25 protein-coding genes are annotated in these 26,624 nt (G+C 72.7%); 13 read left to right on the top strand and 12 right to left on the bottom strand.

Annotated features, from left to right (window positions below; genetic code table 11):
- The first annotated feature begins 94 nt into the window (after positions 1 to 94).
- Complete coding sequence (locus ACGF0J_RS23895) at positions 95 to 904, top strand: hypothetical protein (protein ID WP_393149168.1); 810 nt, start codon at positions 95 to 97, stop codon at positions 902 to 904.
- Positions 905 to 1,142: 238 nt separating this feature from the next.
- Here the strand turns inward: ACGF0J_RS23895 and hutI are convergent, their stop codons facing one another.
- From hutI to ACGF0J_RS23870, 5 genes are all read right to left on the bottom strand, one after another.
- A complete protein-coding gene (gene hutI, locus ACGF0J_RS23890) occupies positions 1,143 to 2,345 on the bottom strand; it encodes an imidazolonepropionase (protein ID WP_393149167.1) in 1,203 nt (400 codons plus the stop codon).
- Positions 2,342 to 3,823 (bottom strand): formimidoylglutamate deiminase, encoded by a 1,482-nt coding sequence (locus ACGF0J_RS23885; protein ID WP_393149166.1) that lies wholly within the window; start codon positions 3,821 to 3,823, stop codon positions 2,342 to 2,344. Before ACGF0J_RS23885 ends, hutI begins: the two co-directional genes overlap by 4 nt.
- Positions 3,814 to 5,025, bottom strand: coding sequence for an allantoate amidohydrolase (locus ACGF0J_RS23880; protein WP_393149228.1), 1,212 nt, complete (start codon positions 5,023 to 5,025; stop codon positions 3,814 to 3,816). Before ACGF0J_RS23880 ends, ACGF0J_RS23885 begins: the two co-directional genes overlap by 10 nt.
- 119 nt (positions 5,026 to 5,144) lie before the next feature.
- Positions 5,145 to 6,815 carry a urocanate hydratase gene (gene hutU, locus ACGF0J_RS23875; RefSeq protein ID WP_393149165.1) on the bottom strand — a complete coding sequence of 557 codons (1,671 nt, stop codon included), beginning with the start codon at positions 6,813 to 6,815 and terminating at the stop codon, positions 5,145 to 5,147.
- Positions 6,816 to 6,895: 80 nt separating this feature from the next.
- Entirely contained in the window at positions 6,896 to 7,780 is an 885-nt protein-coding gene (locus tag ACGF0J_RS23870; protein WP_393149164.1) for a MurR/RpiR family transcriptional regulator, read from the bottom strand.
- 108 nt (positions 7,781 to 7,888) lie between these two features.
- Here ACGF0J_RS23870 and ACGF0J_RS23865 point away from each other — a divergent pair, with 108 nt between their 5' ends.
- The gene (locus ACGF0J_RS23865; protein WP_393149163.1) at positions 7,889 to 9,337 is read left to right on the top strand and encodes an aromatic amino acid lyase; all 1,449 of its coding nucleotides are present in this window, start codon (positions 7,889 to 7,891) and stop codon (positions 9,335 to 9,337) included.
- A gap of 26 nt (positions 9,338 to 9,363) precedes the next feature.
- Here ACGF0J_RS23865 and ACGF0J_RS23860 read toward each other — a convergent pair whose 3' ends face one another.
- Positions 9,364 to 10,548 (bottom strand): cytochrome P450, encoded by a 1,185-nt coding sequence (locus tag ACGF0J_RS23860; protein ID WP_393149162.1) that lies wholly within the window; start codon positions 10,546 to 10,548, stop codon positions 9,364 to 9,366.
- 403 nt (positions 10,549 to 10,951) lie between these two features.
- Between ACGF0J_RS23860 and ACGF0J_RS23855 the strand changes: the two genes are divergently transcribed.
- From ACGF0J_RS23855 to ACGF0J_RS23815, 9 genes are all read left to right on the top strand, one after another.
- Positions 10,952 to 11,797 carry a fumarylacetoacetate hydrolase family protein gene (locus tag ACGF0J_RS23855; RefSeq protein WP_393149161.1) on the top strand — a complete coding sequence of 282 codons (846 nt, stop codon included), beginning with the start codon at positions 10,952 to 10,954 and terminating at the stop codon, positions 11,795 to 11,797.
- Complete coding sequence (locus tag ACGF0J_RS23850; RefSeq protein ID WP_393149160.1) at positions 11,794 to 13,095, top strand: L-fuconate dehydratase; 1,302 nt, start codon at positions 11,794 to 11,796, stop codon at positions 13,093 to 13,095. Before ACGF0J_RS23855 ends, ACGF0J_RS23850 begins: the two co-directional genes overlap by 4 nt.
- Positions 13,092 to 13,826, top strand: coding sequence for an SDR family NAD(P)-dependent oxidoreductase (locus ACGF0J_RS23845; protein ID WP_393149159.1), 735 nt, complete (start codon positions 13,092 to 13,094; stop codon positions 13,824 to 13,826). Before ACGF0J_RS23850 ends, ACGF0J_RS23845 begins: the two co-directional genes overlap by 4 nt.
- A gap of 63 nt (positions 13,827 to 13,889) precedes the next feature.
- On the top strand, positions 13,890 to 14,915 hold the full coding sequence (locus ACGF0J_RS23840; RefSeq protein ID WP_393149158.1) for a sugar ABC transporter substrate-binding protein: 1,026 nt from the start codon (positions 13,890 to 13,892) through the stop codon (positions 14,913 to 14,915).
- Positions 14,915 to 16,393, top strand: a complete 1,479-nt coding sequence (locus ACGF0J_RS23835; protein ID WP_393149157.1) for a sugar ABC transporter ATP-binding protein — start codon at positions 14,915 to 14,917, stop codon at positions 16,391 to 16,393. Before ACGF0J_RS23840 ends, ACGF0J_RS23835 begins: the two co-directional genes overlap by 1 nt.
- The gene (locus ACGF0J_RS23830) at positions 16,390 to 17,379 is read left to right on the top strand and encodes an ABC transporter permease (protein ID WP_393149156.1); all 990 of its coding nucleotides are present in this window, start codon (positions 16,390 to 16,392) and stop codon (positions 17,377 to 17,379) included. The genes ACGF0J_RS23835 and ACGF0J_RS23830 overlap by 4 nt, the downstream gene beginning before the upstream one ends.
- Positions 17,376 to 18,302: an aldo/keto reductase gene (locus ACGF0J_RS23825; protein ID WP_393149155.1), complete on the top strand. Its 927-nt coding sequence runs from the start codon at positions 17,376 to 17,378 to the stop codon at positions 18,300 to 18,302. The genes ACGF0J_RS23830 and ACGF0J_RS23825 overlap by 4 nt, the downstream gene beginning before the upstream one ends.
- Positions 18,303 to 18,346: 44 nt before the next feature.
- Positions 18,347 to 18,595, top strand: a complete 249-nt coding sequence (locus ACGF0J_RS23820; RefSeq protein ID WP_393149154.1) for a hypothetical protein — start codon at positions 18,347 to 18,349, stop codon at positions 18,593 to 18,595.
- Positions 18,592 to 18,993 (top strand): PIN domain-containing protein, encoded by a 402-nt coding sequence (locus ACGF0J_RS23815; RefSeq protein WP_393149153.1) that lies wholly within the window; start codon positions 18,592 to 18,594, stop codon positions 18,991 to 18,993. The genes ACGF0J_RS23820 and ACGF0J_RS23815 overlap by 4 nt, the downstream gene beginning before the upstream one ends.
- Positions 18,994 to 19,075: 82 nt before the next feature.
- Here ACGF0J_RS23815 and ACGF0J_RS23810 read toward each other — a convergent pair whose 3' ends face one another.
- Both ACGF0J_RS23810 and ACGF0J_RS23805 read right to left on the bottom strand, forming a co-directional pair.
- Positions 19,076 to 19,561: a GNAT family N-acetyltransferase gene (locus ACGF0J_RS23810; protein WP_393149152.1), complete on the bottom strand. Its 486-nt coding sequence runs from the start codon at positions 19,559 to 19,561 to the stop codon at positions 19,076 to 19,078.
- A gap of 41 nt (positions 19,562 to 19,602) precedes the next feature.
- On the bottom strand, positions 19,603 to 20,934 hold the full coding sequence (locus ACGF0J_RS23805) for an MFS transporter (protein ID WP_393149151.1): 1,332 nt from the start codon (positions 20,932 to 20,934) through the stop codon (positions 19,603 to 19,605).
- Between the two features lie 94 nt (positions 20,935 to 21,028).
- On the opposite strand from ACGF0J_RS23805, the gene ACGF0J_RS23800 reads away from it, so the two are divergent.
- Positions 21,029 to 21,850 (top strand): SAM-dependent methyltransferase, encoded by an 822-nt coding sequence (locus ACGF0J_RS23800; RefSeq protein ID WP_393149150.1) that lies wholly within the window; start codon positions 21,029 to 21,031, stop codon positions 21,848 to 21,850.
- Positions 21,851 to 21,999: 149 nt separating this feature from the next.
- Positions 22,000 to 22,731, top strand: coding sequence for a hypothetical protein (locus ACGF0J_RS23795; protein WP_393149149.1), 732 nt, complete (start codon positions 22,000 to 22,002; stop codon positions 22,729 to 22,731).
- 11 nt (positions 22,732 to 22,742) lie between these two features.
- On the opposite strand, the gene ACGF0J_RS23790 is transcribed toward ACGF0J_RS23795, so the two are convergent.
- The 4 genes from ACGF0J_RS23790 to ACGF0J_RS23775 all read right to left on the bottom strand — a co-directional run bounded on the left by ACGF0J_RS23790 (position 22,743) and on the right by ACGF0J_RS23775 (position 26,472).
- Entirely contained in the window at positions 22,743 to 23,417 is a 675-nt protein-coding gene (locus ACGF0J_RS23790; protein ID WP_393149148.1) for a FadR/GntR family transcriptional regulator, read from the bottom strand.
- A gap of 83 nt (positions 23,418 to 23,500) precedes the next feature.
- Positions 23,501 to 24,616: a steroid 3-ketoacyl-CoA thiolase gene (locus ACGF0J_RS23785; RefSeq protein WP_393149147.1), complete on the bottom strand. Its 1,116-nt coding sequence runs from the start codon at positions 24,614 to 24,616 to the stop codon at positions 23,501 to 23,503.
- A 43-nt stretch (positions 24,617 to 24,659) separates the two neighbouring features.
- A complete protein-coding gene (locus ACGF0J_RS23780; protein ID WP_393149146.1) occupies positions 24,660 to 25,661 on the bottom strand; it encodes a sigma-70 family RNA polymerase sigma factor in 1,002 nt (333 codons plus the stop codon).
- Between the two features lie 160 nt (positions 25,662 to 25,821).
- Positions 25,822 to 26,472: a TetR family transcriptional regulator gene (locus tag ACGF0J_RS23775; RefSeq protein WP_393149145.1), complete on the bottom strand. Its 651-nt coding sequence runs from the start codon at positions 26,470 to 26,472 to the stop codon at positions 25,822 to 25,824.
- Between the last annotated feature and the right edge of the window lie 152 nt (positions 26,473 to 26,624).

Below are 26,624 nucleotides of genomic sequence, written 5' to 3'. Positions count from 1 at the left end.
GTACCGGCAGGTGCCGCTGTGGATACGCCATCAGCCGTCCACAGAACCACATTCGGCGGCACGCGAGGCCGTCCCGGCGCATCACCCTGTGGCCGTGAACCCGCTCCTTTCTCCGGCCACCCTGCTCGACCGCGCCCGGCGCATCACCCAGGCGGTGCCGCAGGCCGTCGTCTGCCGCCAGACGGCCGCGCACGTGTGGGGCCTGCAGGCGCTGAGCCAGGGCACGGCCGAGACCGACTGGCCCGTCGAGCTGATGGCGCCCGGTCATCTGGCGTTGCCGGGCTGCGTCACCCACCCTGCGACGCCGGCGGCCGCTGACGTCACCGAGCACCGGGGCGTCCGCCTCACCACCCCCGAGCGCACGGCGCTCGACTGCGCCCGTTGGTTGCCGCGCCTGGAGGCGGTCGCCACGCTCGACCAGTTCGCCCGGCGCGGCGTGCACCTGGAGGCACTGTGGCACCGGGCGCCCTCCCGGCGCCTGCGCGACCTGCTGGCCCTGGCCGACCCGGGGGCGAGATCGCCACGGGAGAGCTGGCTCCGCGTCATCCTCGTCGACGGCGGGCTGCCGAGACCCGCCACCCAGATCCACGTGCCCCTGGCCCGCCGTGCGGCCTACCTCGACCTGGGCTGGCCGCCCTACCTGCTGGCCGTCGAGTACGACGGCCGGCAGCACCACTCCTCGGCCGCCGACCAGCGCCACGACGGCGCCCGCCGGGAGGAGCTACGGCGGCACGGATGGCAGGTCATCCCCGTCCGCAAGGACGTGATCCCCGCCCGGACGGCGGCCCTGCTGGAGCACGTGGCCGACGCCCTCATAGCCCGCGGCTGGCGACCCGGCCCCGGGCAGACGACCCGCATCCTGTCCCGCATCCGCGCCGCCCGGCGCGGGGGAGGCCACCGATGACCGTCGCCACCCGTCGCGAGGATGACGGTCGCCGCCCGGTCCGGAGGGTCTCGCCGCCTGCGAGGTCGAGGGCTTGCGGGGGTCAGGAGGGCCTGCGAGGTCAGGACCCTGCGGGGTCAGGAGGGCCTGCGAGGTCAGGACCCTGCGGGGTCAGGAGGGCTTGCGGGGGTCAGGAACCTGCGGGGTCAGGAGGGCTTGCGGGGGTCAGGAGGGCCTGCGAGGTCAGGACCCTGCGGGATCAGGAGGGCCTGTGGGGTCGGGCGGGGAGAGGGATGCCGTTCTTCCAGACCTGGGCGACCAGCGGGACGCCCGGGCGGTAGGAGAGGTGCACGGGGGAGGGGGCGTCCAGGAGCACCAGGTCGGCACGGGCGCCGGGGGCGAGGTGGCCCACGTCCGTGCGGCGCAGTGCCCGGGCGCCGCCCATCGTGGCGGCCCAGACGGCCTCGGCGGGAGTCATGTTCATGTCGCGGACGGCCAGGGCGATGCAGAACGGGATGTTCGTGGTGTAGCTGGAGCCGGGGTTGCAGTCGGCGGCCAGCGCCACGGTGGCGCCCGCGTCGAGCAGGCGTCGCGCGTCCGGGTACGGCGAGCGGGTGGAGAACTCCGCGCCCGGCAGCAGGGTCGCCACCGTCTCGCCGGCGGCCAGCGCCTCGACGTCGGCGTCGCTGAGATGGGTCACGTGGTCGGCGGACGCCGCGCCCAGCTCGACGGCGATCGCCACGCCGGGCCCGGGCCCGAGCTGACCGGCGTGCACCCGCGGGACGAGGCCGCGTTCCTTCCCGGCCGCCAGGATCGCCCTGGTCTGGTCGCCGTCGAACGCGCCGCGGTCGCAGAAGACGTCGATCCAGCGGGCGTGCGGCGCGCACGCGTCCAGCATCTCGCCGCACACCAGGTCGACGTAGGCGTCCGGCTTCTCCGCGTACTCGGGGGGCACCACGTGCGCGCCGAGGAAGGTCACCTCGTCGGCCTGCTCGGCGGCCAGCCGCAGGCTTCGGGCCTCGTCCTCGACGGTCAGGCCGTATCCCGACTTGCACTCGACGGTCGTCGTGCCCGAGCGGAGCGCCTCGGCGACGAGCCGCCGGATGTTGGCGCGCAGCTCGTCGTCCGTTGCGGCGCGGGTCGCCGCGACGGTGGTGCGGATGCCGCCGGCGGTGTACGGCCGGCCGGACATGCGGGCCTCGAACTCGCGCGTGCGGTCACCGGCGAAGACCAGATGCGCGTGGCTGTCCACGAACCCCGGGACGACCGCCCGTCCCCCCGCGTCGAACCGCTCCCGCGCGGCCCCCTCGGGGACCCGCGACCGCGGGCCGGCCCAGGTCACGATGCCGTCCTCGACGACGAGCGCCGCGTCCTCCACCACGCCGAGGATCCCCTCGCCCAGTGCCGGGTCGTTCGTGACGAGCGAGCCGATGTCGTCGATGAGGAGCGAACTCCCGCTCATGAGCGTCCTCCGGTGGGATCGGAAGTGGTGGCCGGGCGGGTGGGGGGATCGGCGGTGGTGAGGGAGGCGATGGCTGCCGACAGGGCGGTGGGGACGTCTTCCACCAGGAGATGGCGGCCGGCCGAGACGATGTGGCGGCCGCCGACCACCACCTCGCGCACGTCCGCCGCCGTGGCGGCGAACACCACCGACTCCAGCAGCGCGTCCGCGTCCGCGCCGGCCGTCCGGACCGAGTCGAGGCCGACGGTCACGAAGTCGGCGGGCGCGCCCACCTCCAGGCGGCCCGCCTCCGGCCAGCCGAGGCAGGCGTGGCCGTCGGAGCTGGCCGCCCGCAGCAGGTCGGCCGCGAGCCAGTGGCCGCGGTGCCGGGTGGCGAGGCGCTCGTCCAGTTCGACGCCCCGGGCCTCTTCCAGCAGGTCCACGATGGCGTTGCTGTCGCTGCCGAGTGAGAGGGGGGAGCCCGCGTCGGCGAGGGAGCGGGCCGGGCCGATGCCGTCGGCGAGGTCGCGCTCGGTGGTGGGGCACAGGCACACGGTGGTGCGTGAGCCGCCGAGCAGGCCGATGTCCTGCTCGGTGAGGTGGGTGGCGTGCACAGCGGACGAGAGCGGGCCGAGCGCGCCGTGCTCGGCCAGCAGCGCCGCCGGGGTGCGCCCGTACGCGGCCAGGCATGCCTCGTTCTCGGCGGTCTGCTCCGACAGGTGGAAGTGCAGCGGCGCGCCGCGCTCGCGAGCCCAGTCGGCGACCGTGGCGAGCTGGTCGGCGGGGACGGCGCGAACGGAATGGACGGCGGCGCCGACCCGGGCGTGCTCGCCGCCCTTCAGCGCGCCGGCCCGTTCGGCCCACGCCGCGGCGTCGCGGTCACCGAACCGCAGTTGCGGCCCCGCCAGCGGTGCGCCGATCCCGCCGCGCAGGTAACAGGTGTCGAGCAGGGTGATCCGCACGCCCGCGTCGGCGGCGGCGGCGATGAGCGCCTCCCCCATGGCGTTGGCGGAGGCGTACGGCCGGCCGCCGGTGTCGTGGTGCACGTAGTGGAACTCGCCCACGCAGGTCACCCCGGCCAGGGCCATCTCCGCGTACACCGCTCGGGCCAGGGCGTGGTAGCCGTCGGGGGTCAGGCGGGCGGCGACGGCGTACATCTGCTCGCGCCACGTCCAGAAGGTGCCGCGCTCGCGCTGGGTCCGTCCGCGCAGTGCCCGGTGGAAGGCGTGCGAGTGGGCGTTGGCCAGCCCAGGCAGGGTGACGCCGCGCAGGTGGACGGTGCCCGGTGGGGGTGCGGCGGCTCCCGGCTGGGCCCTGGGGGGTTGGACGGTGCCCGGTGGGGGTGCGGTGGCTCCCGGCTGGGCCGTGGGGGGTTGTCCGGTGGCGAGGGGGTGACGGAGGGCGGTGACGCGGTCTCCCGTGACCTCGATGACCACCCCGGCGACCGTGCGGTCACCGCCGAGCCAGGCGTGGTCGGCATAGTAGCGGGTCACCGGCATGCCAGCTCCTCCAGCACCGTGGCGAGGGCCGCCACTCCGGTGACGCAGTCGTCGACGGCGGCGTGTTCGGCGGGGCTGTGGCTCACCCCCGTGGGGTTGCGGACGAAGAGCATGGCGGTCGGGACGGACGCCGACAGGATGCCCGCGTCGTGCCCGGCACCGGTGGGCAGGGCGGGGACCCCGCCGAGGGCCGCCGCTATCCGGTCGCGCAGCTCGTCGCCGAACCGGACGACCGGGGTGGTCGACTCGGCGACGACCTCGACGCGCACCCCGTGCCCGGCCGCCACCGCGCGGGCGGCGTCGGTGATCTCCTCCACCATGGCCCGGACCGTCCCCTCGTCGGGGGCGCGCCCGTCCAGCCAGGCGTCCACCCGGGACGGGATGGCGTTGGTGCCGTTCGGGTCGACGCGGACCCTGCCGAACGTGGCCAGCGCGCCGAGCCGTTCGGCCGACGCGCGGGCGGCGAGCACGGTGGAGGCGAACGGCAGCATCGGGTCGTGCCGGTCGGCCAGACGGGTGGTGCCCGCGTGGTTGGCCTCGCCGTGGAAGGTGCAGCGCCAGCGGCCGTGCGGCCAGATGGCGCTCGCCACGCCGACCGGGGCGTCCAGGTCGGCGAGTCCGCGGCCCTGCTCGATGTGGAGCTCCACGAACGCGCCGATCCGGGCGAGCGCCTCCTCGTCGCGGCCGAGCGCGCCGGGGTCGGCGCCGGCCGCGCGCATCGCCTCGGCCAGGGTCACTCCGTCGGCGTCGCGCAGCTCGCGGGCGTCGCCGGGGGACAGCACGCCGGTGAGCAGGCGGCTGCCGACGCAGGCCACGCCGAAGCGGGCGCCCTCCTCGTCGGCGAAGTTGACCACGGCGATGGGGCGGGCCGGGGTGACGCCGCGGTCGCGCAGCTCGTCCACGGCGAGGAACGCCGCCACGACGCCGAGCGGCCCGTCGAAGGCGCCGCCGCCCGGCACGCTGTCCAGGTGGCTGCCGGTCACCACCGCGCCGGGCGTCGGGGCGCCCCACCAGGCCCACTGGTTGCCGTTGCGGTCCTGCTCGTACGCCAGGCCGCGCCGCGCCGCCTGCTCCTCGAACCAGCCGCGCAGTTCGAGATCGACCGGTGTCCAGGCGAAGCGACGGTAGCCGTCGGTGCCGCCGTCGCCGATCCGGGCGAGATCGTCCCAGATTCGCTCGAACCGGATCCGTCGGCCGGACATGGTGCGCGCGACAGCCGGGGGTTCCTGCTCGCCGGTGGTGTGCGCGACAGGCGAGGATTCGTGGCTTCCGGTGGTGTGCTCGGTCGGCGGGGGGGTGCGCGCGTGCGTGGGGCGGTCGGTCATCGCTGGGTTCCGTCCGTCATGGGGATCGGCACGCCGCGCTCCGCCGCGACCTCGGCGGCCCGGTCGTAGCCGGCGTCCACGTGCCGGATCACGCCCATGCCGGGGTCGTTGGTCAGGACGCGCTCCAGCTTGCGGGCGGCCAGCTCGGTTCCGTCGGCAACGGCCACCTGGCCGGCGTGGATGGACCGGCCGATGCCGACGCCGCCGCCGTGGTGGATCGACACCCACGACGCGCCGGAGGCGACGTTGACCATGGCGTTGAGCAGCGGCCAGTCGGCGATCGCGTCGGAGCCGTCCAGCATTGCCTCGGTCTCCCGGTACGGCGAGGCGACCGACCCGCAGTCGAGGTGGTCCCGTCCGATGACGATCGGGGCGCGCAGTTCGCCGGAGGCGACCATCTCGTTGAAGCGGACGCCGGCCTTGTCGCGTTCGCCGTACCCGAGCCAGCAGATGCGGGCGGGCAGCCCCTGGAAGGCGACGCGCTCCCCGGCCAGCCTGATCCACCGGGCCAGCGACTCGTTCTCGGGGAACAGGTCGAGGATGGCCCGGTCGGTGGCCGCGATGTCGCGCGGGTCGCCGGACAGCGCCGCCCAGCGGAACGGCCCCCGGCCCTCGCAGAACAGCGGCCTGATGTAGGCCGGGACGAATCCGGGGAAGTCGAAGGCCCTGGTGTAGCCGGCCAGCTTGGCCTCGCCGCGGATCGAGTTGCCGTAGTCGAACACCTCGGCGCCCCGGTCCATGAAGCCCACCATGGCCTCGACGTGGCGGGCCATCGATTCGCGGGCGCGGTCGGTGAACCCGGCCGGGTCCTTGGCCGCCTCGTCCCGCATGTCGTCGAACGCGGTGCCGAGCGGCAGGTAGGCCAGCGGGTCGTGCGCCGAGGTCTGGTCGGTGACCACGTCGATGGGGGCGTCCATGGCCAGCAGCCGGGGCAGCACGTCGGCGGCGTTGCCGAGCAGCCCGATGGACAGCGGGCGGCGGGCGTCGCGGGCCTCGACCGCCAGCCGCAGGGCCTCTTCCAGCGAGGACGCCTGCACGTCGAGGTAGCGGTGTTCGATGCGGCGGGAGATGCGGGACGGGTCGCAGTCGACGCAGAGGGCGACGCCGTCGTTCATGGTGACGGCGAGCGGCTGGGCGCCTCCCATGCCGCCGAGTCCGGCCGTGAGCGTGATCGTGCCGGCCAGCGAGCCGCCGAACCGCTTGGCGGCCACGGCGGCGAACGTCTCGTAGGTGCCCTGCAGGATGCCCTGCGTGCCGATGTAGATCCACGAGCCGGCGGTCATCTGCCCGTACATGGTCAGCCCGAGGGCCTCCAGGCGGCGGAACTCCTCCCAGGTGGCCCAGTCGCCGACGAGGTTGGAGTTGGCGAGCAGGACGCGGGGCGCCCATTCGTGGGTGCGCATGACGCCGACGGGGCGGCCCGACTGGACGAGCAGGGTCTCGTCCTGCTTGAGGCCCTGCAGGGTGCGGGCGATGGCGTCGAACGACGGCCAGTCGCGGGCGGCCTTGCCGGTGCCGCCGTAGACGACGAGTTTGTCCGGATGCTCGGCCACCTCGGGGTCGAGGTTGTTGTGCAGCATCCGGTAGGCGGCCTCCTGCTGCCAGCCCTGGCAGGACAGCTCCGTGCCGCGTGGCGAGCGGATCACCCGCCGGACGTCGTCGCTCATCGCTTCTGGTCTCCTTGCCTTGTGCGTGGTGGCTGCGTGGTGGCTGCGTGGTGTCGTGTTGGTGGTGAGGCTGGTGGCTGTCAGTCGGGCAGGAAGAGCCGCCGTTCGGCGGCGGTGTTCTCGAACTCCTCGATCGCCGCCTGCTCCTGGGTGGGCAGCGCGTAGACCATGGAGTGGACCAGGGCGGCGCACAGCACGCTGGGCGCGGCCTGCGAGTCGAAGGCGAACTGCGAGCTGACGGGCGCGGTGAGGACGACGTCGGCGTGCTCGGCGAGGGCGCCGACGGAGTGGTCGGTGACGAGCGCGACCCGCAGGCCGGCCCGCCGGGCCCAGATCAGTCCCTCGCGCAGTTCGCGGGGGTGGCGGGGCAGCCCGAACGCCAGCGTCCACGTCGCCCCCGCCTGGGCGGCCCGGCTCAGCCGGTCCTCCAGCGTCGAGCCGGGCGTGTCGATCACCCGTACGTCGGGATGGGCCTTGGCGGCGAGGTAGCCGAAGAGGTGGGCGAGCGGCGCGGAGACGCGCAGCCCGACGACCGGCAGCGGCCGGGAGGCGGCGAGTTCGGCCGCGACCTCGGCCAGGCGGGTGTCGCCGAGGCCGTCGCGCAGCAGTTCCAGGTTGCGGATCTCGGAGTCGACCATGGCCTGGACGGGGTGGGGCGCCGGTCCGGCGGCGGGCTGCTGCCCGTCGCGCAGCGCGGCGCGCAGGTGGTCGCGGAACTCGGGGAAGCCGGTGAATCCGAGGGCGAAGGCGAAGCGGGTCACGGACGGCTGGCTGATGCCGACCGCCTCGGCGATGTCCACGCTGGTCAGGAACACCGCCCGCTCGGGCCGGTCGAGGAGGTAGCGGGCGATCCGCCGCTGGGCGGGTGAGAGCCGGTGGCCCTCGACCAGCTCCCGCAGGCGGGCCGCCACCCGTGAGGCGTCGTCGGAGGCGACCGCCACGCCCGCGTCCACCGGATCGCTCACCTGTGCTTCCTTCCGTCCCGCCGCACCGGGTCATGCCCCGAGGGCCGTCGGTTCTCGCCCCTTGTTAGGTATGCAGATATTCATGCAGAATCGTTGCTGAATATGGATATGTCAACAGTGGTCACCTTGGACGGCATCCGCCTCCGGCCCTCCGACGTCGCCGGCCTGGCCCGCGACGCCGGCGTCGCCGTACGGCTGGACCCCGAGGGGTTGGCGCGGGCGGCGGCGGCCCACCGGGCGGCCGGTGAGATCGCGCGGCGCCGGCCCGTCTACGGGCGCACGACCGGCGTGGGCGCCAACCGGACCGAACACGTCGGCGACGGGGACCTGCACGGCCTGCGCCTGCTGCGCAGCCACGCCGGCGGCATCGGCGCGCCGGTGCCCGCCGACCAGGTGCGCGCGATGCTCGCCGTACGGGCCAACCAGATCCTCGCCGGCGGGGCGGGGCTGCAGCCGGCCTTCGCCGAGGCGCTGGCCGGAGCCCTCAACTCCGGGCGCCTCCCTCGGGTGCACGAGGTCGGAGCCATCGGCACCGGCGACCTGACCGCGCTGGCCGAGACCGGGCTCACCCTCATCGGCGAGCTGCCGTGGACCGGCGGCCGGGGCACGCCGCCCGCGCCCCTCGCGCCGGAGCCGGGCGACGCGCTCGCGTTCATCAGCAGCTCCGCCCTGACGATCGGGCAGGCCGCGCTCGCCTGGGCCGACATCGCGGCCCTGGTGCGGGCCACGACCGTGGTCGCCGCCCTGTCGCTGCACGCCGTGGACGGCGGGAGCGAGGCGTTCGACGCGCAGGTGCACGCGGCCCGGCCGCATCCGGCGGTGGCGGCGGTGGCGGCGGAGATGCGCCGGCTGCTCGGCGGACCCCGGCGGGGCGCCCGCGTGCAGGACCCGTTCGGCTACCGGTGCCTGCCGCAGGTGCACGGGCCGGCCGTGGACGCGGCCGCGCGGGTCGAACGGGTGCTGGAGATCGAGATCAACGCGGCGGCCGAGAACCCGCTCGTCCGTGCCGCCGGCGGCGGGAGCGTCCACCACCACGGCGGCTTCCACCAGGCCCCGCTCGGGCTGGCCCTCGACCAGGTCCGCGTGGCGTTGCTGCAGACGGCTCAGCTTTCGGCGGCCCGGCTGGCGACCCTGGTGGAGCCGGCGTTCACGGGTCTGCGCCCGTTCCTGGCCGACGGGGCGCCGGCGGCGTCGGGGGTGATGATCCTGGAGTACTCGGCCAACTCGGCGCTGGCCGACCTGCGCGGCGCCGCCCACCCGGCCGCGCTCGGGCATGCCGTGCTGTCGCGGGGGGTGGAGGAGCACGCCGGTTTCGCCGCGCAGGCGGCCCGTCAGACCCTGCGGGCCGCCGCGTCGTACCGGCTCGTGCTGGCCTGCGAGCTGGTGGCGGCCGTACGGGCGGTGCGGCAGCGGGCTCGCCCGCCTGCCCCGGCGACCCCCGCCGGGGCGGCGTTCGCCGAGGTGGCGCGCCGGCTCGACCCGCGGACCGAGGACCGGCCGCTGACCGCGGACGTCGAGAGCGCGGCCACCCTCCTCGACCTGCTCGCCGCCGCCTGACCCTCGGCGCCCGGCGCGGGCGGGCGTCAGCGCAGGACGACCGGGAGCTCCTTGATGCCGTTGATGAAGTTGGAGCGCAGCCGCCGCGCCTCGCCCGTCCGGCGCAGCCGGGGGTAGCGGCGGGCGAGCTGCTCGAACAGGATGCGCAGCTCCAGCTTGGCGAGGTGGTTGCCGAGGCAGAAGTGCGCGCCGCCGCCGCCGAAGCCGATCTGCGGGTTCGGGTCGCGGCCGATGTCGAAGACCTCCGCGTCCGGGAAGACCGAGGTGTCGCGGTTGGCCGAGGAGTAGAAGACGACGACCTTGTCGTCCTCCTTGATCTGCTTGCCGCCGAGGGTGAGGTCTCGGGTGGCCGTCCGGCGGAAGAGGTTGACCGGCGACACCCAGCGGACGATCTCGTCGGCGGCCGTGCGGGCCAGCGACGGGTCGGCGACCAGGCGGTCCCACTGGTCGGGGTGGTCGAACAGGGCGAGCATGCCGCCGGAGGCCGCGTTGCGGGTGGTCTCGTTGCCGGCCACGACGAGCAGCAGGACGAAGAGGTCGAACTCGGTCTCGCTGAGCGTGTCGCCGTTGTGGTCGGGCTGGAGCAGCTTGGTGACGATGTCGTCGCGGGGGTTCTCCCTGCGCAGCGCGGCGAGCTGGTTGGCGTAGGCGTACACCTCCATCGCCGGGTCGCCCTCGTCGTCGGAGGAGGGGGCGTAGTCCGGGTCCTGGGCGCCGATCATGCGGTTGGACCAGTTGAAGAGCTTGTCTCGGTCGGAGACGGGGGCGCCGAGCAGCTCGCAGATGACGTACAGCGGCAGCGGGGCGGCCACCTCGGTGACGAAGTCGGCCTCGCCCGAGCACTTGTCGAGCAGGTCGTCGCAGATCTCGCGGATGTGCTGTTCGAGGGCGCCGATCGTGCGGGGGGTGAAGCCGCGGTTGACCAGGGAGCGCCGCCGCGTGTGCTCGGGCGGGTCCTGGTTGAGCATCATCAGCCGCTGGAGCGCCCGCTGTTCCTCCGGAATCTCGTCGAACAGGGCGAGCTTGCGGTGCGAGGAGAACAGGTCGGAGTGCCGCGAGACGTGGACGACGTCGTCGTAGCGGGTGACCGCCCAGAACGCGGGCTCGCCCTCGTGCCGGTGGACGGGGTCGTTGTCGCGCAGCCAGCGAAGCTGCTCATGGGGTGGACCGGAGTTCGCGTACTGGTCCTGGTCGACGAGGTCGATCCGCACAGCCACTCACCTCAAAGGGGGTCGGTCAAGCGCTTGGTAGAGAATCCTTAGTGAACGTTGTTCTATTACGGCACATCCTGCCAGTCAATCGCCCCTCGATGGCGCGGAAGCAGTCATCGGGTGTTTGGCGACCGAGGCCGCCGCCGGCTGCGCGGGGATCCGCGGACGTGCCCCGGATTCGGGGACTCCTCCGATGACCTTGCCGCCCGAAGCCGCGTCGCCCTCCAGGCTCCCCGGGCCCCTTCCTCCGATGTCTGGACGCTGATCGCGGCGTAGAAGGCGCTCGCCAGGGTTTCCGCTGTATCACGGATCGGATGTGTACGTGGTGCGGGTCTTGACATCACCGGCCACGCCTACCAGCATCGAGCCTATAGACATCCGATGTATGAACGAAGGATGCGGTGTGAAGCTGCTGCGAGTAGGACCTGTCGGGCAGGAACGGCCGGTGGTGATGGACAGCGCCGGTGACCTGCGCGACATCGGAGAGCCGGAGATCGACGGGGCTTTCCTCGCTTCCGGGGGAGTGGCGCGCGTCCGCGAGGCGCTCGAACGCGACGAGCTGCCGGTCGTCGAGGCGGCGGGGCTGCGCGTCGGAGCTCCCCTCGCCCGGCCCGGCAAGATCGTGTGCATCGGCCTCAACTTCAGCGACCACGCGGCCGAGTCGGGAGCCGACGTGCCGGCCGAGCCCGTCGTGTTCATGAAGGCGGCCAACACCATGGTCGGCCCGTACGACGAGGTGCTGGTGCCGCGCGGCAGCGTGAAGACCGACTGGGAGGTGGAGCTCGCCGTCGTCATCGGCAAGCGGGCCCGCTACCTCGCCGGCCGGAAGGAGGCCCTGGACGCCGTCGCCGGTTACGCGATCTCCAACGACGTCTCCGAGCGGGAGTTCCAGCTTGAGCGGGGCGGCCAGTGGGACAAGGGCAAGTCGTGCGAGACGTTCAACCCGTTCGGCCCGTGGCTCGTCACCGCCGACGAGATCGCCGACCCGCAGCGCCTGCCCATGCGTCTGTGGGTGAACGGCGAGCTGCGCCAGGACGGCCACAGCAAGAACATGATCTTCGATGTGGCGGAGATCGTCCGCTACCTCAGCCAGTTCATGGTGCTGGAGCCGGGTGACGTCATCAACACCGGCACTCCCGCCGGCGTCGCGATGGGCATCCCCGGCCAGCCGTACCTGCGCGCGGGCGACGTCGTGGAGCTGGAGATCGAGGGGCTGGGCCGCCAGCGCCAGACGGTGGGGCAGGCATGACCGCCGCGAAGGCCCCGTACCGGATCGTGGCGATGGAGACGCACGACGTGCGCTTCCCCACCTCCCGCGAGCTCGACGGCTCCGACGCGATGAACCCCGATCCCGACTACTCCGCCGCCTACGTGGTGCTGAAGACCGACGACGGGTTCTCCGGGCACGGGTTCGCGTTCACGATCGGGCGCGGCAACGACGTGCAGACCACCGCGATCAGCGCGCTGGAGCGGTACGTGCTCGGCCGGGACGCCGAGGACCTCGGCGCGCTCTACAAGGAGATGGTGGACGACTCGCAGCTACGCTGGCTCGGGCCGGAGAAGGGCGTCATGCACATGGCGATCTCCGCCGTGGTCAACGCCCTGTGGGACCTGCGGGCCAAACGCGAGGGCAAGCCGGTCTGGCTGCTGCTGTCGGAGATGACGCCCGAGCAGATCGTCGGCCTGGTCGACTTCCGCTACCTCAGCGACGCGCTGACCCCGCAGCAGGCCCTGGAGATCCTGCGGGCGGCCGAGCCGGGCAAGCAGCAGCGGATCGCCCGGCTCCGGGCCGAGGGCTACCCCGCCTACACCACCTCGCCCGGCTGGCTCGGCTACGACGACGACAAGCTCAGACGACTCTGCAAGGAGGCCCTCGACCAGGGCTTCGGCCAGATCAAGCTCAAGGTCGGCGCCGACCTCGACGACGACGTGCGGCGCTTCCGGGTGGCCCGCGAGGTGTGCGGCCCCGACTTCCCCATCGCGATCGACGCCAACCAGCGCTGGGACGTGGACTCGGCCATCGCCTGGGTGAACGCGCTGAGCGAGTTCCGCCCGCACTGGGTGGAGGAGCCGACCAGCCCCGACGACGTGCTCGGCCACGCCGCCATCGCCGCGGGCATCAGGCCCGTCCCGGTCGCCACCGGCGAGCACGTGCAGAACCGCATCGTCTTCAAGCAGCTCCTGCAGGCGGGCGCCATCTCCTACCTGCAGATCGACTCCGCCCGCGTCGGCGGCGTCAACGAGAACGTCGCCATCCTGCTCCTCGCCGCGAAGTTCGGCATCCCGGTCTGCCCGCACGCCGGCGGCGTGGGGCTGTGCGAGCTGGTGCAGCACCTGTCGATGTTCGACTACGTGGCCGTCACCGGCTCCATGGACAACCGGGTGATCGAGTACGTCGACCACCTGCACGAGCACTTCGTGGACCCCGTCGTCATCGAGCGCGGCAGGTACGTCGCGCCGAGCGCGCCGGGTTTCAGCGCCGAGATGCACGCCAAGTCGATCGCCGCCCACAGTTTCCCCGGCGGCGAGGTCTGGAAGGACGCATGAGTCTCACAGCGATCGTGACCGGCGGCGGCTCGGGCATCGGCCTGGCCACCGCGACCCTGCTGGCCGAGCGCGGCATGCGCGTGGCCTGCCTCGACCTCAACCCGCCCGGCGAGCCGTTCGTCGGGATCAAGATGGACGTCACCGACGACGCCCAGGTCCGCGCGGCCGTCGCCGAGGCGGCCGACCGGCTCGGCGGCATCGACGTGCTCGTCAACAACGCCGGCATCGGGGCGCAGGGCACCGTCGAGGACAACCCGGACGGCGAGTGGCAGCGCGTCTTCGACGTGAACGTCCTCGGCATGGTCCGGGTCGCCCGCGCGGCCCTGCCGTACCTGAGGCGGTCCGGGCACGCCTCCATCGTCAACGTGTGCTCGATCGCGGCCACCGCCGGGCTGCCCAGGCGGGCGCTCTACAGCGCCACCAAGGGGGCCGTCCTGTCGCTGACGCTGGCGATGGCCGCCGACCACGTGCGCGAGGGCATCCGGGTCAACTGCGTCAATCCCGGAACGGCGGACACGCCCTGGGTAGGACGGCTGCTGGACGCGGCCGACGACCCCGAGGCGGAGAGGCGGGCGCTCAACGCCAGGCAGCCGATGGGGCGACTGGTCAGCGCGGCGGAGGTCGCCGCGGCGATCGCCTACCTGGCGGGCCCGGAGGCCGGGGCGACCACGGGCACGGCGCTCGCCGTCGACGGCGGCATGCAAGGACTCCGGCTCCGGCCGGAGAACTGAACCAAGGCAGATCAGGGCCGGCCCGCACCGGGCCAGGCCCGCCCGAGGAAGGTAGCTCCCACGATGAAGCTCGGCCCGGCGGTCGCAGGCGCGGCCCTCTTGGCGGTCGTCGCCGCGTGCGGCTCCAGCACACCCACAGCCGGCGAAGGGAGCGGCGGCGGCAAGGTCGGCATCGACCACCCGCGTGCCGACTCCGACTTTTGGAACTCCTACATGAAGTACGTCCCGCAGATCGCCGGCGAGCTCAAGGTGGACCTGATGCCGGCCACCAACTCGCAGAACGACGTCACCAAGCTGGTCAACAACGTCCAGGCGCTGGTCGGCCAGGGCGCCAAGGCCATCGTCATGGCCCCGCAGGACACGGGCGCCATCGCCAGCACCCTGCAGACCCTGGAGAACCGGAAGATCCCGGTCGTCACCGTGGACACCCGGCCCGACAAGGGCAAGGTCTACATGGTCGTCCGGGCCGACAACAGGGCATACGGGACGAAGGCCTGCGAGTTCCTCGGCGAGAAGCTCGGCGGCAAGGGCAAGGTCGTCGAGCTCATGGGCGCGCTCAGCTCCGTCAACGGACGCGACCGGGCCGAGGCGTTCCGCGAGTGCATGAAGACGAAGTTCCCCGGGATCACGGTCTTCGAGGAGCCGACCGAGTGGGAAGGCAGCAAGGCCGCGTCCATGCTGCAGACCCGCCTGGAGCAGAACCCCGACGTGAAGGGCATCTACATGCACGCGGGCGGCGTCCACCTGGCGCCGACGCTGCAGGTGCTCAAGCAGAAGGGCCTGCTCGTCCCGCCGGACGACCCCAAGCACGTCGTCGTGGTGTCCAACGACGGCATCCCGCAGGAGTTCGAGGCGATCCGCAAGGGCGACATCGACGCGACGGTGTCCCAGCCGGCCGACCTGTACGCCCGGTATGCGCTCTTCTACGCCAAGGCGGCGGTCGAGGGCAAGACGTTCAAGCCGGGGCCGACGGACCACGACAGCACGATCATCCAGCTCCCGAACGGCCTGGAGGACCAGCTCCCGGCCCCGCTGGTGACCAAGGACAACGTCGATGACAAGAACCTCTGGGGCAACCAGGTCAAGTGATGAACTATCACGTTGAAGCCCGGGACATCGTGAAGCGCTTCGGGCCGACCGTCGCGCTGAACGGCGCGGGCATCGCGATCGCCGAGGGGGAGACCCACGCCCTCGTCGGCCGCAACGGCGCGGGCAAGTCGACCCTGGTGTCCATCCTGACCGGCCTCCAGCGGCCCGACGCGGGCGAGGTGCGGTTCGCCGGGGAGGCGGCGCCCGCCCTCGCGGACCGCGACGCCTGGCGGCGGCGCGTCGCCTGCGTCTACCAGAAGTCGACGATCATCCCGGCCCTCACGGTCGCCGAGAACCTCTTCCTCAACCGGCAGACCGACCGGGGGATGATCAACTGGCGGGCGCTGCGGTCCAGGGCCCGCGAGCTGCTGGCCACGTACGAGGTGGACGTGGACGCCGAGGCGCTGGCCGGCGACCTCGGCATCGAGCAGCGGCAGCTCGTGGAGATCGCCCGCGCGCTGTCCTTCGGCGCCCGGTTCATCATCCTCGACGAGCCGACGGCGCGGCTGGACGGCCCGGCCATCGACCGCCTGTTCACCCGCATGCGCGCCCTGCGCGAGCAGGGCGTCACGATGATGTACATCTCCCACCATCTGGACGAGGTGTACGAGATCTGCCAGAGCGTCACGGTCTTCCGCGACGCCCGGCACATCGTGACCAGGCCCGTCGCCGGGTTCCCGCACGACGAGCTGGTCTCCGCGATGACGGGCGAGGCCACCCTCGCCTACGAGTCGCGCGCCCGCACGGCCGGCGACCGGGTCGTGCTGGCCGGCGCGAACCTGTCGCTGGCGGGTCGCTACCGCGACGTCGACATCGCCGTCCGCTCGGGCGAGGTGGTGGGCCTGGCCGGGTCCGCCAGCAGCGGCAAGGTCGGCCTCGCCGAGACCCTCGTCGGCCTGCGCAGGCCCGACTCGGGCAGCGTGACCGTCAACGGCACCGAGGTGCGGCCGGGCGACGTGCCCGCCGCGCTGCGCGCCGGCCTCGGCTTCGTGCCGGAGGACCGCCACCACGAGGGCTTCGTCCCGCTGCTGTCCGTGGCGGAGAACGCCACGATCCCGATCGCGCGCAAGCTCGGCCGGTTCGGCGTCGTGTCGCCGGCCCGGCGGCGGGCCAAGGCCCAGCAGCTCATCGAGGAGCTGCAGATCAAGACCGAAGGACCCGATCAGCCCGTCGGCGACCTGTCGGGCGGCAACGCCCAGAAGGTGGTGTTCGCCCGGGCGCTGGTGGACGACCCGTCCGCGCTCGTCGTGATCAACCCGACGGCCGGCGTCGATGTCAAGGCCAAGCAGGCCCTGCTCGGCGCCGTCGAGGACGCCGTCGAACGCGGCGCGGGAGCCGTGGTCGTCTCCGACGAGCTGGACGACCTGCGCGTCTGCGACCGGGTGCTGGTGATGTTCCACGGCCGCGTCGTGAAGGACGTGCCGCGCGGGTGGACCGACCACGAGCTCGTGGCCGTGATGGAAGGCATTGAACAGTGACGACACTGACTGCGCCCACCCCTCGGGTGCGGCTCGCCCGGTTCCGGGACCTGACCCTGGTGCCGGTGATCCTGCTCCTGCTCGTCGTGGGCGCGTTCCTCGACCCGACGTTCCTGACGACGGGCAACCTGACGAACGTGCTCCAGCAGCAGGCCGCGATCTCGCTGGTGGTGCTGGCCGAGGCGATGATCCTCATCTCCGGCAAGTTCGACCTGTCGCTCGAGTCGACGGTCGGCATGGCCCCCGCCCTCGCGGTGATGCTGGTGGTCCCGGCCTCCGCCGGCGGGTTCGGCCTCGGGCTGCCCGGCATGCTGGTCATCCCGCTCTGCCTGCTCGTCGGTGCCGCGATCGGGGCGTTCAACGGGTTCCTGATCGTCAAGTTCCAGCTCTCGGCGTTCATCGTCACGCTGGCGATGCTGATCATCGTGCACGGCCTGCAGCTCGGCCCGACCGAGGGCAAGACGCTGTTCCAGCTCCCCGACTCGATCCTCTACCTGGGCAGCGCCCTGTGGCTCGGCCTGCCGGCCTCCATCTGGATCGCGGCGGTGCTGTTCGCCGCGGGCATCGCCGGGCTCGCCTACTTCCGGGTGGGCCGCTCCCTGTACGCCATCGGCGGCAACGCCGACGCGGCCCGGGCCGCCGGCATCCGGGTGGACCGGGTGCTGTGGGGCGTGTTCATCCTGGGCGGCATGCTCGCCGCGCTGGCCGGCATCCTGGAGACCGGGCGGCTCGGCGCGATCGGCTCCAACCAGGGCGTCGGCTGGATCTTCATGGTGTTCGCCGCGGCGGTCATCGGCGGCGTCAGCATGGACGGCGGCAAGGGCACCATCCTCGGCGCGCTCACCGGCGTGCTGGTGATCGGCCTGGTGCAGAACCTGCTCACCCTCAAGGGCGTCTCCGGATTCTGGCAGCCGGTGGTGTACGGCGCCATCATCCTGGTCGCCCTCATGATCAGCCGGATAGCCGGCGGGAAGGCACAGGATTGAGCACGCTCGACGACCTGCCCCGTCACGGGTTCGGCGCGGCGCCGATCGGCGGGCTGTACGAGGCGGTCGGCGAGGAGCAGGCCCGCGCCACGGTCGAGGCGGCCTGGGCGCACGGGGTCCGGCTGTTCGACACCGCGCCGCACTACGGGCTCGGCCTGTCCGAACGCCGCCTCGGCGCCGCGCTCGCCGGGCGTACCGGGTACGTGCTGTCCACCAAGGTCGGCCGCCTGCTCCGGCCGACCGGCCGGGACGGGCGCGACGACCAGGGTTTCGACGTCCCGGCCGGATACGAGCGGGTGTGGGACTTCTCGCGAGACGGCGTGCGGCGCTCGCTGGAGGAGTCGCTGGACCGGCTCGGGCTGTCGCGCGTGGACCTCGCCCTCATCCACGACCCCGACGACCATCTGGAGGAGGCGCTCACCCAGGCGTACCCGGCGCTGGCCGAGCTGCGCGACCAGGGTGTCGTCCGGGCGATCGGTGTCGGCATGAACCAGTGGCGGGCGCCGCTGCGCTTCGTCCGGGAGACCGGCGTCGACGTGGTCATGCTGGCCGGCCGGTACACGCTGCTCGACCAGTCGGGCCTGCCGCTGCTCGACGCCTGCCTGGAGCGGGGCGTGCGGGTGCTGGCGGCGGGCGTCTTCAACAGCGGGCTGCTCGCCACGCCGCGGCCGTCGGGAACGTTCGACTACCAGCCGGCCCCGCCCGCCGTCCTGGACCGGGCCCGCCGCATCGCCGCCGTCTGCGAGTCGTCCGGCGTGGCCCTGCCACAGGCGGCGATGGCCTTCCCGCTGCGCCACCCGGCCGTCGCCTCGATCGTCGTGGGCGCCCGGTCGCCGCAGGAGGTCGCGGCCAACGCCGCGCTGTGGAGCCGGCCGGTGCCCGACGACCTGTGGCGGGAACTGGAGGCGGCCGGCCTGGTGTGAGTCGTGGCCGGCCGTCCTCGCGCATACCGCAGTATGATTGCGCTATGGCCGACACGACGCGCATCACGGTGACCCTTCCGAGTGACCAGGTCACGGAGCTCAGGAAGCTCACCGACAACGTCTCCGGCTACGTGGCCGAAGCTGTGGCACGCCAGCTACGGCACGAACTTCTGGGTGCCGACCTGCTGCGTCACCAGGAGGAGCACGGGAAGTTCACCGACGAGGAGCTGACGGAGGCTCGCGCCAGGATCTTCGGGACGGCGGACTCCGGCGGTTCGGCGAGCGCGGCGTGATCGACCACGTCGAAACCGTGGTTCTGGACTCCCAGGGGCTCTCCGCCTGGATCACGCAGGACCGCAAGATCCTCGCCATGTTCCAGGTGTTCCACGCCATGGGGGCCGACGTCGTCATCGGCGCCAACACCATCGTGGAGGTCAGCCACTCGCGTGTCGACCTGCCCCGGCTGCAGTGGGTGCTGTCCCGCGTGAAGGTCGAGCCGGTGACCGAGGAGACCGCGAAGCGGTCCGCTGAGCTGCTCAGAACCGCCGGCCTGCATGGCCACAAGTACGCGATCGACGCGACAGTGGCGGAAACGGCCCTGCGCCAGCGTGCTCCGGTGGCCATGCTGACCTCCGACGCGGACGACATGGCTCGCTTGTGCGGCAAGCGTGTCCGACTCATCGGCATCTGAACGCCCAGCGGCCCACGACGAGCCTGCGAACATCCGCTGTGGAACGCCAGCCGGATGTCACCGAGATCTCGGCCATGTGCGGTCAGCCCCGGGTGTCTCCTCGCGGGCGGTCTCGGGCGGACCGCTCGTGGAGGTAGCTCGCGATCCACAACCCCGGGATGACCTCGTGCTCGCCCCGCGCCCAGAAGCCGAGCCGCTCGTACAGGGCCCGCGCGGGCTTGTTGTCGCGCCCCGTGGACACGACGATCCGCCGCCCGCCCGCCCGGGCCACGACCTCCTCGACTAGGGCCCGGCCGATGCCGCGCCGGTGCTCCTCGGGGTGCACGACGAGCCGGTTGACGTCCACCTCCTCGGGCGTCTCCTCCCATGCCACGGCGCCCACCAGCCGCTCGCCGTCGAACATGCCCAGCCAGGTCAGCGGCTCGCTGCGCAGCCCCTCCAGGGTCTCGCGCAGCGGCGGGATGCGGTCGTCGCCGATGAGCTCGGCCTCCACGGCGTACGCGGCGTGCTGCAGGGCGAGCAGCTCCGGGCCCAGGGAGTCATGGGGGCTGATGGTCGTGATGCGCATCCCAGGAGTATCGCCCCCGGCGGGCGGGCGGCGCCTCCCGTTTATCGCTCGGGCATCGCCTCACGGCCCAGGTCGGCCTGGGCGCTCGCCCTGACGCGCCGCCGTACGGCCAGGCCGAAGGCGGCCACGAGCAGTCCGGCGACCCCGGACGCCACGAACGGGCCGGCGGGCCGCCACACGTCGTACAGCAGCCCGCCCAGCGCGGAGAGGATCATGATGCCGGCGGCCCCGCAGAGCGTGTGCACGCCGAAGGCTGTGCCGCGCACGTCGGCGGGCACCTGCTGGGCCAGCAGCGGCCCGGCGGTCGTGATGCCGGCGATCTCCCCGACGCCGATGAGCACCGCGACGATCATCATGTCGGTGCCGAGCGGGTCGGTGACCAGCAGGGTGGACAGGTAGGCGCACCCGGCGACGAGCTGGGCGACGATCACCAGGTCCTGGCGCCGCATCCGGTCGCCGAGCCAGCCGAACAGGGGCGCGCACGCCAGCGCGACCATCTGCGCCACGCCCACCACCGCCCCGGCCCTGGCCAGCGCCTCCGCGCCCGACATGCCGCGTTCGTTGACGGCGTGGTCGGCGATCCACAGGCTCATGAACCCCACGACGATGGCCAGGTCGGCGCGCGCCACGAACGAGGCGGCGTACGACAGGGCGACCCCCGGGTCCCGTACCAGGACCAGGCCTTCCCGGACGAGGCGGGTCAGCGGGACGTGCCCGTCCGCCGGGCCCGCCTTGGCCGGGGAGAGCGTCAGCCACAGCAGGCCGGCCACGACGAGGATGCCGCCCGCGATGATCAGGAAGGACACCCGGGTCGCCGCCACCGCGTCCAGCCCCTGGGCCTCCATGGTGCGCGGCAGCCTGACCAGGACCAGCACGGCCACCAGCGCTCCCAGGCCGCCGAAGACGCCGATGAGCCCGTACGACTTGCCGCGCGAACGGGTGCGCACGTAGTCGATCGCGATCGTCGACATCATGGCGTTCAGCGCGGCGACGCCGAGCCCGAACACCACGCGCAGCGCGACGAGCACGGCGGTGTTGCCGGCGAACGGGAACAACGCCACGCCCACCGCGCACAGCAGCAGCCCGGCGATCACGACGAGCCGCCGGCCGAACCGGTCGCTCAGCGCTCCGTACCAGGCCAGGCTGATGATCATCGCCAGCTCGGCGGTGAAGCCCAGCAGCCCGACGACCGTGCCCTGCGCGGACTCCGGCACGCCGAGGATCGTGGTGAGGATGTGCGGCTGGGTCGACGGCAGGAACGAGACCACGGCGGTGCCGGCCGTCGCGAACGACAGCAGCGCCCACATGTTTCCTCGGGTCACGCCGTCGGCCAACTGGGCGCCCAGCACGCGCGGGGTGGGGGGAGCGGCCATCCGAAGATCATGTCACTACATGTCGCCTAATACGAGCATTCTTCGCGTATCCGGTTGTTAGGATCACCGAGTCGCCCACCTGTGGAGAGCATCGATGGACCCGGCCCTGATCGGCAGCGGCTTCAACGCGAAGATCCCGAACGCCGCTCGCATGTACGACTACTTCCTGGGCGGCAAGGACAACCTGCCGGCGGACCGGGAGGCGGCCGAGCGGGTGCTCAGGCTCGTCCCCGAGATCCCCATCGGCATCCAGGAGAACCGGCGCTTCCTGTCCCGCGTCGTGCGCTACCTGGCCGACCAGGGCATCCGCCAGTTCCTGGACATCGGCGCCGGCCTGCCGACGCAGGACAACGTGCACCAACTGGTGGCGCGGTACGCCCCCGGAGGCCGTACCGTGTACGTCGACAACGACCCGCAGGTGCTCGTCCACGCCCGGGCGCTGCTGCAGCAAAGCCCGGACGTGCACGTCGTCCAGGGCGACCTGCGCCGCCCGGAGGAGATCCTCACCGACCCGACCGTCCAGCGGGAGCTCGACCTCTCCCAGCCGGTCGCCGTCCTCATGCTGGCGATCCTCCATTTCGTCCCCGACTCCGACGACCCGGCGGGCATCGTCGCCAGGATCCGCGACTCGCTCGTCCCGGGCAGCCACATCGTGATCTCCCACGTCGCGGTGGACGACCGGCCGCAGGTGGCGCCGGACGTGGAACAGGTCTACGACAACGCCTCGGCGCAGTTCGTCGCGCGCCTGTCCAGCGAGATCTCGCCCATGTTCGACGGCCTGGACCTGGTCGAGCCGGGCCTGGTCAACCTGCACGAGTGGCGGATGGACCGCCCCGTGACCGAGCCGGCGCTGGGCAGGGTGGGCAACTACTTCATGTGCGGCGTCGGCCGGGTCCCGGAGCCGCCCACCCGTTGACGGCCTCCTACCCGTCACCGAGGTCGCGTCCCGGCGCGACCAAAGTCGGCGTCGCCGCTACTTTCGGCCGACGAGAGGTGGCCACGCCGGGCACTAGAGTCTCAGCGGCATGATCCGCTCGGTGGGTGAGGCGAAGGGAGTTCGGAACGATGCCATCCGGTGCGTCATCCCGGCGGGCGACGGTGCTCGGCCCGACGGCCGGACAGCGCACGCTCTTCTGGATCGGCTTCCCCCTCCTTGGCGCCGGAGCCGGTTGGCTGCTGAAGCTCCTGGTCGGCTGGGTGTCGTCGCTGCCGTGGACCCCGTTCGAGGGGCCGCTGCGGCTCATCGGGTCGATTCCGCCGACGCCGCTGACGATCGGCGCCGTCGCCGTCGGCGTCGTCGCCGGGCTCGTGCTCGCGGTGCTCGCCGAGCACTACTACGTGACGGTGACCGTCGACGACGACGGGGTGACGGTCGTCTGCCGCGAGTCGCGGCAGGAGGTGTCGCGCGAGGCGGTCGCCGGGGCCTGCTACGACGCCAAGCAGTTCGTGCTGCTCGGCCACGACACGGGTGAGCTCGTCCGGCGGGGCGGTGACCTGCCCTCCGAGGAGCGGCTCGCCGCCGCCTTCCGGGCTCACGGCTATCCCTGGCTGGCCGGCGGCGACCCGTACAGGGCGGACTTCCGGCGCTGGGTGGAGGGCCACCCCGACCTGTCCGCCGCCGCGCACGCGTTGTTCAAGGCCCGCGCCCGCGCGGTGGAGAAGAGCGACGCCGACGACGCCGAGGAGTTGCGGCTGGAACTGGCGAAACTGGGCGTCGTGGTGCGCGACGAGAAGAAGCGGCAGTACTGGCGGAGCGCGGCCCGGCCGGACGAGCGGGACTCACCCGGCCCCGCCTGAGCCGCCCCTGGTCAGGCGAGGGCCTTGCGGAGCCAGGACTCGACGCCGGCCACGTGCACGGTGGCCCACGAGCGGGCCACGTCGGCCTGCCGGGCGGCGATGGCCTCATAGATCGCGGTGTGCTGCTCGCGGGTCTTCTCCAGCGCGCCCTCCTGGGTGAGCCCGCGCCAGATCCTCGCCCGCGTGGTCGGCCCCGACAGGCTCTCGATGAACGAGCACAGCACGGTGTTGCCCGAGCCCTGGGCGATCCGGGCGTGGAACTCCAGGTCGTTGGCGACGAGCTCCTCGATCGTCGGATCGTCGGGCAGCGACTCCAGGATCGTGCGCAGCTCCTCGATGTCGGCGTCGGTCATGAGCTTGGTGGCCATCGCCGTGGCGGCGGGCTCCAGGATGCGCCGCACCTCGAAGAACTGCAGCACGGTGTCGTCACGGTGCAGGTCGAGCACGAACGACATGGTGTCGAGCAGGAGCCTCGGCTCCAGGCTGGTGACGTAGGTGCCGTCGCCCTGCCGTACGTCGAGGACGTTGATCAGTGCCAGCGCGCGGACGGCCTCGCGCAGCGAGTTGCGCGACAGGCCCAGCCGCTCGGCCAGGTCGGCCTCCTTCGGCAGCCTGGCCCCCGGTGCCAGCTCGCCCGAAAGGATCATGTGCTTGATCTTGTCGATGGCCGCGTCGGTGACCGCCACGCTGTTCTCCCTAAACATCGGATGTCTAGAAGTCTAGGGCCTCGAAGCGTCCGGCATCGAACCCGCCGCCGGGCGGCAGGCCGTCAGGAGAGGCGTTCCAGGATGGTGGCCGTGGCAAGCGCGCCGCCGGCGCACATCGTGACCAGCGCCGTCGTCGAGTCCGACCGTTCGAGTTCGTGCAGCGCCGTGGTGAGCAGCCGGGCACCGGTGGCCCCGACGGGGTGGCCGAGCGCGATGGCGCCGCCGTTGACGTTGACCCGGTCGAGGTCGGGCTCGTGCACGCTCGCCCAGGACAGCACGACCGAGGCGAACGCCTCGTTCACCTCGAAGAGGTCGATGTCGCCGATCGTCATCCCGGCCGCGCCGAGCACCTCGGCGGTCGCTTCCACCGGGCCGTCGAGGTGGTAGTACGGCTCCGCGCCCACGAGGGCCTGGGCCAGGATGCGCGCACGGGGACGTAAGCCGTGGGCCCGCGCCGCCCGTTCGCTCATCACGAGCACGGCGGCGGCGCCGTCGGAGATCTGCGACGAGGTGCCGGCGGTGTGCAGGGCTCCTTCCGCGACCGGCTTCAGCCCGGCGAGCCCTTCGGCGGTCGTCTCCCGCAGACCCTGGTCGCGGGTGACGTCGCCGACCGGCACGATCTCCCGCTCGAACCGCCCGTCGGCCCACGCCTTGGCCGCCAGCCGCTGCGACCGCACGCCGAACCAGTCGAGCCGCTCCCTGGTCAGCCCGCGCCGGGCCGCGATGCGCTCGGCGGCCGTGAACTGGTCGGGCAGGTCGATGCTCCAGTCGTCGGGCCGGGGGTTGGCCGGCAGCACGTTGCTGCCGAGCGGCGCGCGGCTCATGACCTCCACGCCGCACCCGATGCCCGCCTCGATCACCCCAGCGCTGATCATCGCCGCCGCCAGGTGCACCGCCTGCTGCGACGACCCGCACTGGGCGTCGATGGTGGTGACGCCCGTCTGGTGCGGCAGCCCCGCGTAGAGCCAGGAGTGGCGTCCGACGTGGCCGCCCTGTTCGCCCGCCTGGGTGACGCACCCGGCGAACACCTGGCCGACGATCGCCGGGTCGATGCCGGACCGCCGGACGACCCCGTTGAGCGCGGTGGCCAGCACCTGCTGGGCCTTGAGGCCGGCCAGCCGGCCGCCTCGCTTGCCGATGGGGGTGCGGACGGCCTCGACGATCACTGGTGTGCCCACAGTCGCCTCCAGAACTATGCTCCGGAGCAGACTGTAACCCGTTCTATTTTCGGGTGGAAGCCCGATCCGGAACCGGCAACGTACGGGCGAGCCCGAAGACGTCGAAGAGGCTCAGGTCGAAGAACATCGCCACATGACTGACCCCCTCCCGGGTCAGCGTGAGGACCGGCAGCGCGAACGCGTGGTAGGCGTCGTCACGCAGCAGGTACATCCCGAAGGCCGGCTGGCCGTTCGCCGAGGTCGGCACGAGGCGCAGGTCGCCGGGCCGGTTGGCCGGGCAGTTGACCTCGATGAGCCGGCCGATCGTCGCGGCCCCCTGATACCAGGTGGGGTAGGGCGGCATCTCCCAGACCGCGTCATGGGTGAACAGCTCCACGATCGCGGCCACGTCGTAGCTCTCGAACGCGGCGACGTAGCGGTCGAGGCGCTCGCGCTGCTCGCCCGGCAGCACCTCGACGGGGTCGTCGAGACTCGGCGACACCTCGCTGAGCTGGGCCCGCGCGCGTTGCAGCCCGCTGTTGACCGCCGCGGTGGTGGTCTGCAGCACCTCGGCCACCTCCGCGGCCCGCCACCTGAGCACGTCGCGCAGGACCAGGATCGCCCGCTGGCGCGGCGGCAGGTGCTGCAGGGCCGCGACGAGGGCGAGCCTGACGCTCTCGCGCGAGGTGACGATCTGGGCCGGATCGTCGGCGCCCGCCCCCACCATGGTGTCGGGCACCGGCTCCAGCCACGGCACCTCGGACCGCTCGGCCAGCGGCGCGGTGGCCTCGGCGCTGGGCGCGCCCAGCCCGGTGGGCAGCGGCCGCCGGCCACGGCTGTCGATCGCCGTGAGACAGACCGTGGTGGCGATCCGGTAGAGCCAGGTGCGCAGCGACGAGCGCCCCTCGAATCCGTCGTAGCCGCGCCAGGCGCGCAGGTAGGTCTCCTGGACCGTGTCCTCGGCGTCGTGGACGCTGCCGAGCATGCGATAGCAGTGCGCCAGCAGCTCGCGCCGCAGCGGGTCGGCCAGCTTGAGGAAGTCCTCGGGCGACGGCTTGTCGGTCATACCCTCTGTATACGCGCCGCCACCGACAGGACCGGCACGCGGCGGTCGCCCCGACCGGCGCTCGCCGCCGGTCGCCCCCCGACCGGCGCTCGCCGCGGGTTGCCCCTGACCGGCGCCCGCCACGGGGCGCCCGCCGCCGGGCGCGCCGCCGGGCGCGCCGCTACAGGACGGTGAGCAGCCGGGAGGCGGCGATCTCGATGCGGCGCTGGATCTGCTCGTAGGTGCGCCGGCCGCGCAGCATCTCGAGCAGCTCGTGCACCCAGATGCTGGACAGGGAGCCCGCCAGCGCGGTCTGTTCCTCGCTCGGCTGCTCCCGCGCCGCGCCGTCGGCGGACACGCGCAGCAGCAGGTCCGTCATGCGGTCGCCGAACGGCGTCTCGACCTCGGCCAGGATGAGCGAGCGGATCAGCGCGTCGGCCAGCTCGGGCTCGCGCATGAGGCCGCGGGTGGCGCGCATGAGCACGTCGACCGCGCGGCCCGCCGGGGTGGACGCGCTCGGCGGTCTGCGCTCGATGCTGCTCTCCAGCAGGTCGATCTCCTCGCCGACCACCGCGACGACCAGGTCCATCTTGGACGGGAAGTAGCGGTAGAGGGTGCCGAGGGCGACGCCCGCCCGCTCGGCGACGGTGCGCATCTGCATCGCCTCGACGCCGCCGCGCGAGGCGAGGGCCGCCGCGGCCTGGACGATGCGCTTGCGGCGCTGGTGCTGGCTACGCGTACGGACGCTGTGCCCGCCGGACGTGGGGTGGCTCTCCATGGTCCCCTCGGTGTCGCTGGGGGGCGCGGCGGCGGCCGCGTGCGGAGTACGCATAAGAACACGTTATCTGATTTCACCATGTCACGGCTTGTTACTCACGGGTTAACAAAAGACCCGCATAAGCCCATGTCTTCGGCGTTACACGCATATATCCCCACTTGTTGCGAGGGGGGCCCTCTGGACAACTACTAGAATGTGTTCTAGTT

Origin of the sequence: Nonomuraea sp. NPDC047897 (assembly GCF_043204415.1) — a bacterium.
GTDB lineage: Bacteria > Actinomycetota > Actinomycetes > Streptosporangiales > Streptosporangiaceae > Nonomuraea.
Note: the sequence above shows the minus strand (reverse complement) of the source record. Positions and strands in the feature narration are given on the sequence as shown.

Coding starts and splice junctions, on each gene's coding strand:
- ACGF0J_RS23780 (WP_393149146.1), bottom strand. CDS start 25,661: ATGACCGACAAGCCGTCGCCCGAGGACTTCCTCAAGCTGGCCGACCCG.
- ACGF0J_RS23840 (WP_393149158.1), top strand. CDS start 13,890: ATGAAGCTCGGCCCGGCGGTCGCAGGCGCGGCCCTCTTGGCGGTCGTC.
- ACGF0J_RS23850 (WP_393149160.1), top strand. CDS start 11,794: ATGACCGCCGCGAAGGCCCCGTACCGGATCGTGGCGATGGAGACGCAC.
- ACGF0J_RS23820 (WP_393149154.1), top strand. CDS start 18,347: ATGGCCGACACGACGCGCATCACGGTGACCCTTCCGAGTGACCAGGTC.
- ACGF0J_RS23845 (WP_393149159.1), top strand. CDS start 13,092: ATGAGTCTCACAGCGATCGTGACCGGCGGCGGCTCGGGCATCGGCCTG.
- ACGF0J_RS23835 (WP_393149157.1), top strand. CDS start 14,915: ATGAACTATCACGTTGAAGCCCGGGACATCGTGAAGCGCTTCGGGCCG.
- ACGF0J_RS23775 (WP_393149145.1), bottom strand. CDS start 26,472: ATGCGTACTCCGCACGCGGCCGCCGCCGCGCCCCCCAGCGACACCGAG.
- hutU (WP_393149165.1), bottom strand. CDS start 6,815: ATGAGCGACGACGTCCGGCGGGTGATCCGCTCGCCACGCGGCACGGAG.
- hutI (WP_393149167.1), bottom strand. CDS start 2,345: ATGAGCGGGAGTTCGCTCCTCATCGACGACATCGGCTCGCTCGTCACG.
- ACGF0J_RS23810 (WP_393149152.1), bottom strand. CDS start 19,561: ATGCGCATCACGACCATCAGCCCCCATGACTCCCTGGGCCCGGAGCTG.
- ACGF0J_RS23885 (WP_393149166.1), bottom strand. CDS start 3,823: ATGCCGGTGACCCGCTACTATGCCGACCACGCCTGGCTCGGCGGTGAC.
- ACGF0J_RS23800 (WP_393149150.1), top strand. CDS start 21,029: ATGGACCCGGCCCTGATCGGCAGCGGCTTCAACGCGAAGATCCCGAAC.
- ACGF0J_RS23795 (WP_393149149.1), top strand. CDS start 22,000: ATGCCATCCGGTGCGTCATCCCGGCGGGCGACGGTGCTCGGCCCGACG.
- ACGF0J_RS23880 (WP_393149228.1), bottom strand. CDS start 5,025: ATGTCCGGCCGACGGATCCGGTTCGAGCGAATCTGGGACGATCTCGCC.
- ACGF0J_RS23865 (WP_393149163.1), top strand. CDS start 7,889: ATGTCAACAGTGGTCACCTTGGACGGCATCCGCCTCCGGCCCTCCGAC.
- ACGF0J_RS23805 (WP_393149151.1), bottom strand. CDS start 20,934: ATGGCCGCTCCCCCCACCCCGCGCGTGCTGGGCGCCCAGTTGGCCGAC.